General features: G+C 71.6%; 7 protein-coding genes. 3 read left to right on the top strand and 4 right to left on the bottom strand.

All coding sequences use genetic code 11. The features are described 5' to 3' along the window. Positions 1 to 144: 144 nt before the first annotated feature. Positions 145 to 1359, top strand: coding sequence for a TOMM precursor leader peptide-binding protein (locus ACIQ1J_RS20730; protein WP_403558532.1), 1215 nt, complete (start codon positions 145 to 147; stop codon positions 1357 to 1359). After that, positions 1352 to 2761 carry an ABC1 kinase family protein gene (locus ACIQ1J_RS20735; RefSeq protein WP_403558534.1) on the top strand — a complete coding sequence of 470 codons (1410 nt, stop codon included), beginning with the start codon at positions 1352 to 1354 and terminating at the stop codon, positions 2759 to 2761. Before ACIQ1J_RS20730 ends, ACIQ1J_RS20735 begins: the two co-directional genes overlap by 8 nt. 107 nt (positions 2762 to 2868) lie before the next feature. Here the strand turns inward: ACIQ1J_RS20735 and ACIQ1J_RS20740 are convergent, their stop codons facing one another. The 4 genes from ACIQ1J_RS20740 to ACIQ1J_RS20755 form a co-directional block, all read right to left on the bottom strand. Beyond that, entirely contained in the window at positions 2869 to 3192 is a 324-nt protein-coding gene (locus ACIQ1J_RS20740) for a hypothetical protein (RefSeq protein WP_403558536.1), read from the bottom strand. Beyond that, entirely contained in the window at positions 3189 to 3557 is a 369-nt protein-coding gene (locus tag ACIQ1J_RS20745; protein ID WP_055417960.1) for a WhiB family transcriptional regulator, read from the bottom strand. The genes ACIQ1J_RS20740 and ACIQ1J_RS20745 overlap by 4 nt, the downstream gene beginning before the upstream one ends. Before the next feature lie 175 nt (positions 3558 to 3732). After that, the gene (locus ACIQ1J_RS20750; RefSeq protein ID WP_403558538.1) at positions 3733 to 4065 is read right to left on the bottom strand and encodes a hypothetical protein; all 333 of its coding nucleotides are present in this window, start codon (positions 4063 to 4065) and stop codon (positions 3733 to 3735) included. A gap of 164 nt (positions 4066 to 4229) precedes the next feature. Further along, a complete protein-coding gene (locus ACIQ1J_RS20755; RefSeq protein WP_403558540.1) occupies positions 4230 to 6431 on the bottom strand; it encodes an ATP-dependent DNA helicase UvrD2 in 2202 nt (733 codons plus the stop codon). A gap of 177 nt (positions 6432 to 6608) precedes the next feature. Between ACIQ1J_RS20755 and ACIQ1J_RS20760 the strand changes: the two genes are divergently transcribed. Next, positions 6609 to 6851, top strand: coding sequence for a mycoredoxin (locus ACIQ1J_RS20760; RefSeq protein WP_403558542.1), 243 nt, complete (start codon positions 6609 to 6611; stop codon positions 6849 to 6851). Positions 6852 to 7013 lie beyond the last annotated feature (162 nt).

The raw sequence follows: 7013 nt of genomic DNA on the forward strand, positions 1-7013 counted from the left end.
CTGTGGACAACTTTCGACGCCCTGCCGCCCGTCCGGGCATGCTGGCACTCGCCGGCGGATTCGCGACCGACCGCGGAACCGGTACGCGACCGACCACCGCCGGACACACGGGGAAGACCGTCGAAGACCTACGGGGGACCTGGCATGCATCCGATGGTGAAGCCCGCGCTCAGGCGCGGCTGGCGCGATCTGAACACCGTGCAGTTCGGGATGACGCCGGCGCACGCGCTGACGCTCGGCCCGGTGGACACGGCGACGGGAAGCTTCCTTGAGTTGCTCAACGGCACCCGCGGGCCGGCGCTCCTGCGCGAGGAGGGGCGGCGCATGGACCTGCCGGACGGACACGTCGACCGGGTGGTGGAAGGGCTGGCCCGGGCCGGGCTCCTCGACGACTCGCGGGGCGGCGGGCCGGACGCCGACGCCCTGCGGGGCAGGAAGGAGGTCCTCGACCGGCTCCGCCCCGACCTCGCCTCACTGTCCCTGAGCACCTCCGAACCGGGGGATGCCATGAGACACCTGGCCGCCCGGCGCGCGCTGCGGGTGCGGGTGAGAGGTGCGGGCCGGGTGGGCGCGGTGCTGGCCGGTCTGCTGTCGGGCGCGGGCGTAGGTGAGATCAACGTGCTCGACGGCGGTCGCGTCGAGCCGTGGGACGTCGCCCCGGGCGGGTTGCCCGCCGAGTCCGTCGGCGACCGCCGCGACGAGACGGCCCGCCGCGTGGTCCGCCGGTCCGCCCCCGGCCGGCCGCCGCGCCGCGGTCCCACGACGCCGCCCGAGGGGAGCGCACCGGGCTTCTCCCTGGTGATCGTCGCGCCGCGCGACGACGTCGCGGTGCACGCACCCGACCCTGCCGCCGCGGAATCGCTCATGGCTTCCGGTACGCCCCACCTGTACGCCGGCGTCGTGGAGGGGACCGGCGTCGTCGGCCCCCTCGTCCTGCCCGGCGAGACGGGGTGTGCGGGCTGTCTGCACGCGGACCGCACCGACCGGGACCCGGCCTGGCCCCGCCTGGTGACGCAGTGGCGCTCGGGCCGACAGCGCCAGGTACGGGCCTGCGACCTCACCCTCGCCACGACGGTCGCCGGGCTCGCGGCGGCCCACGCGCTCGCCTTCCTGGACGGCCGCACGCCTTCGAGCGCCGGTGCGCGCTGGGAGGTCTCACTACCCGGTCTGCGGTGGCACACGCGGCCGGTCCGGCCGCATCCCGCTTGCCCGTGCGGAGCCGCAGGAAAAGGTAAGCAGGAACACACACCCGGGGATGGGGAGCGGCGCGCGACAATGGCTGGGCAAGGACCGTCGGCGGAAGCACGCCATGAGGCAGAACCGCCGCGGCCGGCTGGGACTTGGAGGGCGCATGTCTGATCTTCCGCGCAAGGCGGTCACCCGGACCGCCAAGCTCGCCGCGCTCCCGCTCGGCTTCGCCGGGCGGGCGACCTGGGGGCTCGGCAAGCGAATCGTGGGCGAGTCCGCGGAGATGGTCGGCCAGCAGCTGCAGCAGCGCACCGCGGAGCAGCTGTTCAAGGTGCTGGGCGAGCTCAAGGGCGGGGCGATGAAGTTCGGACAGGCCCTGTCCGTCTTCGAGTCGGCGCTGCCCGAGGAGGTCGCCGGCCCCTATCGGGCGGCACTGACCAAGTTGCAGGAGGCCGCACCGCCGATGCCGACGCGTACGGTGCACTCCGTGCTCGCGGAGCGGCTCGGCGAGGACTGGCACGACCTGTTCCTCGAGTTCGAGGACAAGCCCGCCGCGGCCGCCTCGATCGGCCAGGTGCACCGGGCTGTGTGGCACGACGGCCGCGAGGTGGCGGTCAAGGTGCAGTACCCGGGCGCCGGCGAGGCCCTGCTGTCCGACCTGAACCAGCTCAGCCGCTTCGCCCGCCTGCTCGGCCCGCTGGTCCCCGGCATGGACATCAAGCCGCTGATCACAGAGCTGAAGGACCGGGTCTCCGAGGAACTGGACTACGACCTGGAGGCGCAGGCCCAGCGGGCTCACGCCGAGGAGTTCGCGGACGACCCGGACATCGTGGTGCCGGACGTCGTCCACCAGTGCGACCAGGTGCTGGTCACCGAGTGGATCGACGGCATCCCGCTGTCGGAGATCATCTCGGACGGCACACCGCAGCAGCGCGACCGGGCCGGCCAGCTCCTGGCCCACTTCCTCTTCTCGGGCCCGGCGCGCACCGGCCTTCTGCACGCCGACCCGCACCCCGGCAACTTCCGCCTGCTGCCCGGCGGACCGGACGGCGAGGACGACTGGCGCCTGGGCGTCCTGGACTTCGGCACGGTCGACCGCCTCCCGGGCGGCCTGCCCGAACCCATCGGGGCGGCCCTGCGGATGACGCTGGACGGCGAGGCGGACGCCGTCTACGAGATGCTCTGCGCGGAGGGTTTCGTCAAGGAGTCGATAGAGCTCGACCCCGACGCCGTCCTCGACTACCTCCTGCCGATCATCGAACCGGCCCGGGTCGACGAGTTCACCTTCACCCGTGGCTGGATGCGAAGCCAGGCTGCCCGCATCGGCGATCCCCGCTCCCCCGCCTACCAACTGGCCAAGCAGCTCAACCTGCCGCCGGCCTACCTGCTGATTCATCGCGTGACCTTGAGCACCATCGGCGTGCTGTGCCAGCTGGGAGCAACGGTGCGGCTGCGCGATGAGCTGGAGGAGTGGCTGGTGGGGTTCGTCCCCCAGGAGGAAGGCGAGCAGGGGGACGGCGAGTACGAAGCGGAGGACGGGTACGAGGCGGAGGAGACGGCGGCGAAGGCGTGAGCCGCCGAGGCTGAACGCGCCGTGGGGCCGGTCCGTTCGGACGGACCGGCCCCTACCGGGAGAGCTTCGCCTCCGGGCCGGGAGGCTACCGCTTCGGTGGTGCTCGGTTACTGCATGACCGCCATGGCGAGCGCCCGCCGGGCACGCCGCGAGGCGCGCTCGGCCCGGCGCTGCAACCGGCGAGCGGTCGCCACACGCAGGGCCCGGCGTTCCCGCTCTGCCTCATGCAGGCGGTCGCGCATATGCGCACGAGCCAGGGCTTCTGGGATGAGTTGCATCTCACGGGTCCTGTTCTGACGCGAGTCATTCGCGTCGCTGGTGGTGAAGTCTTCAGGCGCGGAGCCTGCGATGTCGTGGGTGGACGGCTTCATCGGGGCCTGCTTCTTGGGGTCGTACGTGAGGGGGCGGTCGATCGTTCCTGCGGTGTTCATGCCGAGACCGGGTTCTTGCGCGGGCGCCCACGGGGCCGCTTCCGGGCTACGACGACTCCCTGCACGAACAGCTCTCCACCCCAGACGCCCCAGGGCTCACGCCGCTCCTTGGCACCGGCGAGGCAGGCCTCGATCAGCGGGCAGGTGCGGCACAGGGACTTGGCGTACTCGACGTCCGCCGGCGACTCGGCGAAGAAGACTTCCGGGTCGTAGGAGCGACAGGGGACGGGCACGCCGAGGTTCTCGATGGCGTCGTCGAGCGCGGTGAGCGCGGTGAGCGGGGTCAAGGTGGAGTCCTCCGTGGGGACGGGCTTGGGGATCGTGTCGGAAGGCGGTACGGACGGGGCGTGCGCTTCGAGTTGCACGGGTGGTCTTCCTCGTCTGGTCGTTCCGGCCGGTCGGCCGGGTGGCGGCTTGGTACCGGGTTCTTTTCTTGTCCCGAGGCTCCTTCGTGCTGCCGTCCCCGTTCGAGGACAAACAGAAGGGCCGCGGATCCCGGGTGGGGTTCCGCGGCCCTGAAGGCGCCTGCCTGATCGCCGATCAGGCTGGATGACTCCAGGGTTCTGGCCCACGGAAGGCCCACATCTGGTGGTGCTGCGTCGTCTGCTTCCGGAATCCGGCACCGGTCGCGGTAAAGGCATAGGCCTGCGCCTGCGCCTCTACTGCTGCTTCCAGTGCCTTGGTCGGTCGCTCATTGCGCTCACGGACGGGAAGGCCCGCGGGGGCAATGGAGACGGTGGCCGGACGCACGGCACGAATGCCGGACAGACCGGTGCCCGGGTTGGAAACGCCGAGCATGCACAGGGAGACGGCCGAGCGATCGGTCAGTTTGGCGGTGGAGCTGACGATGGAGCTGGTGTTGATGCTGATCACTGGACTCGCCTCCTCTCGGCGTCTCGGGGGACTGGGACGAACCAGTCCGCGGATATGCAAGTACAACACGGATTCAGGGCCTCCGGGAAGGCCGCTGTTCCCGTGACCAAGAACCTATGGGGATTCCTGGGGCATGCGCAAACTATTTTCTCGACGAGTTTGTATCAGCCGTCCTCGTCAAACCCCACTCCGTCCTGGCCTGCGCAGATGGCCAGGACGTCGGCCCCGTAGCGGTTGAGCTTGCGCGCTCCGACTCCCGGGATGCGTGCCAGCTCGCGCTCGTCCTCCGGGACGGACTCGGCGATCGCCATCAGCGTCTTGTCGGTGAAGACGCAGAACGCGGGCTGCCCGCTGCGCCCCGCCTGGATCGCACGCCACTCGCGCAGCCGCTCGTAGACGCCCTCGTCCATGTCGGACGGGCAGCCCTCGCAACGCATCAGCTTCATCTCGCCCGCATCGGTGAGCGTGCGACCGCAGACGCGGCAGCGGGCCGGGGTCCGCTGGGTCCGCCTCGGGACGGCGGGCGCGGCGCCGCCGCGCCCGGAGCCACGCTCCACGCCTCCGGGCCCGCCCGCGGCCGTACGCCCGCCGGCCGTCCCCGAGCCGGGGCGCAAGCCGTTCAGGAAGCGGCTGGGACGGCGGCTGGGACGTCCGCCGGGTGAGCGGGCGAGTGCCCAAGACAGGTGCAGGCGTTCGCGCGCACGGGTGACGCCGACGTAGAGGAGGCGGCGTTCCTCCTCGATCTGCTCATCCGTCTTTGCGTAGGTGATCGGCATCATGCCCTCGGCGACGCCCACCAGGAAGACGACGTCCCACTCCAGGCCCTTGGCGGAGTGCAGGGAGGCGAGGGTGACGCCCTGCACCGTCGGGGCGTGCTGGGCGCCCGCACGCTCGTCGAGTTCGGTCACCAGGTCGCTCAGTGTGGCGCCCGCTCTCGCGGCGGCGAAGTCCTGCGCGAGGTTGACGAGGGCGGCCAGTGACTCCCAGCGCTCGCGGACGGCGCCCGACCCGGCCGGGGGCTGCGGTGTCCATCCCTCCCCCGACAGCACCGCACGCACCTGGGAGGGCAGGTCGACGGCGTCGTCGAGGAGGGAGTCGTTGCCGCCGAAGCGCGCCGCGGCCCGCAGGGAGCTGCCGGCCTTGCGCACTTCGGGACGGTCGAAGAAGCGCTCCGCACCGCGCAGCTGGTAGGGGGCCCCGGCGTCGGCGAGAGCCTGCTCGTAGGTCTCCGACTGGGAGTTCGTGCGGAACAGGACCGCGATCTCGGCGGCCGGAACGCCCGAGTCGATGAGCTCACGGATGCGCCGGGCGGCGCCCTCGGCCTCCGCCGGCTCGTCGGTGTACTCGGTGTAGACGGGCTCGGGGCCCGCGGGACGCTGGGAGACCAGCTCCAGACGGTGGTCGGCGGCGCGGCCCCGGGCTTGGGCGAGCAGCCCGTTGGCGAGGTGGACCACTTGGGGGGTGGATCGGTAGTCGCGGACCAGCTTGACCACGGTGGCGCCGGGGTGGCGCTCTCGGAAGTCGAGCAGATGGTCGGGGGTTGCTCCCGTGAACGAATAGATCGTCTGGCTGGCGTCGCCGACCACGCACAGGTCGTCGCGGTCGCCGAGCCACAGCTCCAGCAGGCGCTGCTGGAGGGGGCTCACGTCCTGGTACTCGTCGACCACGAAGTGCTGGTACTGGGCGCGGACCTGTTCGGCGACGTCGTGACGGTCCTGGAGGACGGCCACCGTCAGCAGCAGCACGTCCTCGAAGTCGATGACGCCACGCCCGCGCTTGAGGTCCTCGTAGGCGGAGTAGAGCTGGGCGATCTCGGCCGGGTCGCGGGGCGCCTCACGGCCGGCCTTGGCCGCCGCGAGGGCGTAGTCGGCGGGGACGGTCTGGGTGACCTTGGACCACTCGATCTCGGCGGTGGCATCGCGCAGCTCGCCCCGGTCGAGGCGGATGCGGCAGGCAGCGGCCGCGTCGGCGACGAGCTGGATCTTGCGGTCGACGAGCCTGGGCAGGGAGCCGCCGATCGCTTTCGGCCAGAAGTACTGGAGCTGGCGCAGCGCCGCCGAGTGGAACGTGCGGGCCTGGACACCCACGGCACCGAGCTGGCGCAGTCGGCCGCGCATCTCCCCGGCGGCACGGTTGGTGAAGGTGACCGCGAGCACACTGGAGGGCTGGAGGATCCCGGCGCGTACGCCGTAGGCGATGCGGTGGGTGATCGCCCGGGTCTTGCCGGTACCGGCGCCCGCCAGCACGCACACCGGACCACGCAGGGCGGTCGCCACTTCGCGCTGCTCGGGGTCGAGCCCTTCGAGCACCGCGTCGGCCGAGTCCGGTACCTGCGGGAAGAGGGTGGAGTGCGTTGCTGCTGTCACACCGCCATGCTGCCAGGTCGCGGGAGACGGGTGAGTCGGTTGTCCACAGGCAGGCACCGATAGTCGTATCAATGCGACAGGCGTCACGCGCCTGAACAGCATCGGGAATCGTGGCGCCTCCACAGACGTTCCTCCCCTGCGACCTCATCCCCGAGCCGCCGAAGGAGCGCGATAGACATGCCGGGCACTGTGACGATGTACAGCACCACGTGGTGCGGCTACTGCCGTCGGCTGAAGAGCCAGATGGACCGCGAGGGCATCGCGTACACCGAGATCAACATCGAGCAGGACCCGGAGTCCGCCGCGTTCGTGGAGAAGGCGAATGGCGGAAACCAGACGGTGCCGACCGTGCTCTTTTCGGACGGCTCGACGCTGACGAACCCGTCGCTGGCGCAGGTGAAGCAGAAGGTCGGCGCGTAAGCGGCGGCACGGCAAGACGTTCAAGACGTGCAGAGGGGTGGGGCGCCCCCCCCGGGGGGGGGCCCCCCCCCCCCACGCCGCCAACCAGGTGCGGGCCGCCCCAAACCCCCCCCGCGGCCCCCGCGGGGCGGACCCCCACCACCAGATGGGGGGCCCCGCCCC

The sequence above is a fragment of the Streptomyces sp. NPDC097107 genome (assembly GCF_044762405.1).
GTDB classification, from domain to species: Bacteria; Actinomycetota; Actinomycetes; order Streptomycetales; family Streptomycetaceae; genus Streptomyces; species Streptomyces thinghirensis.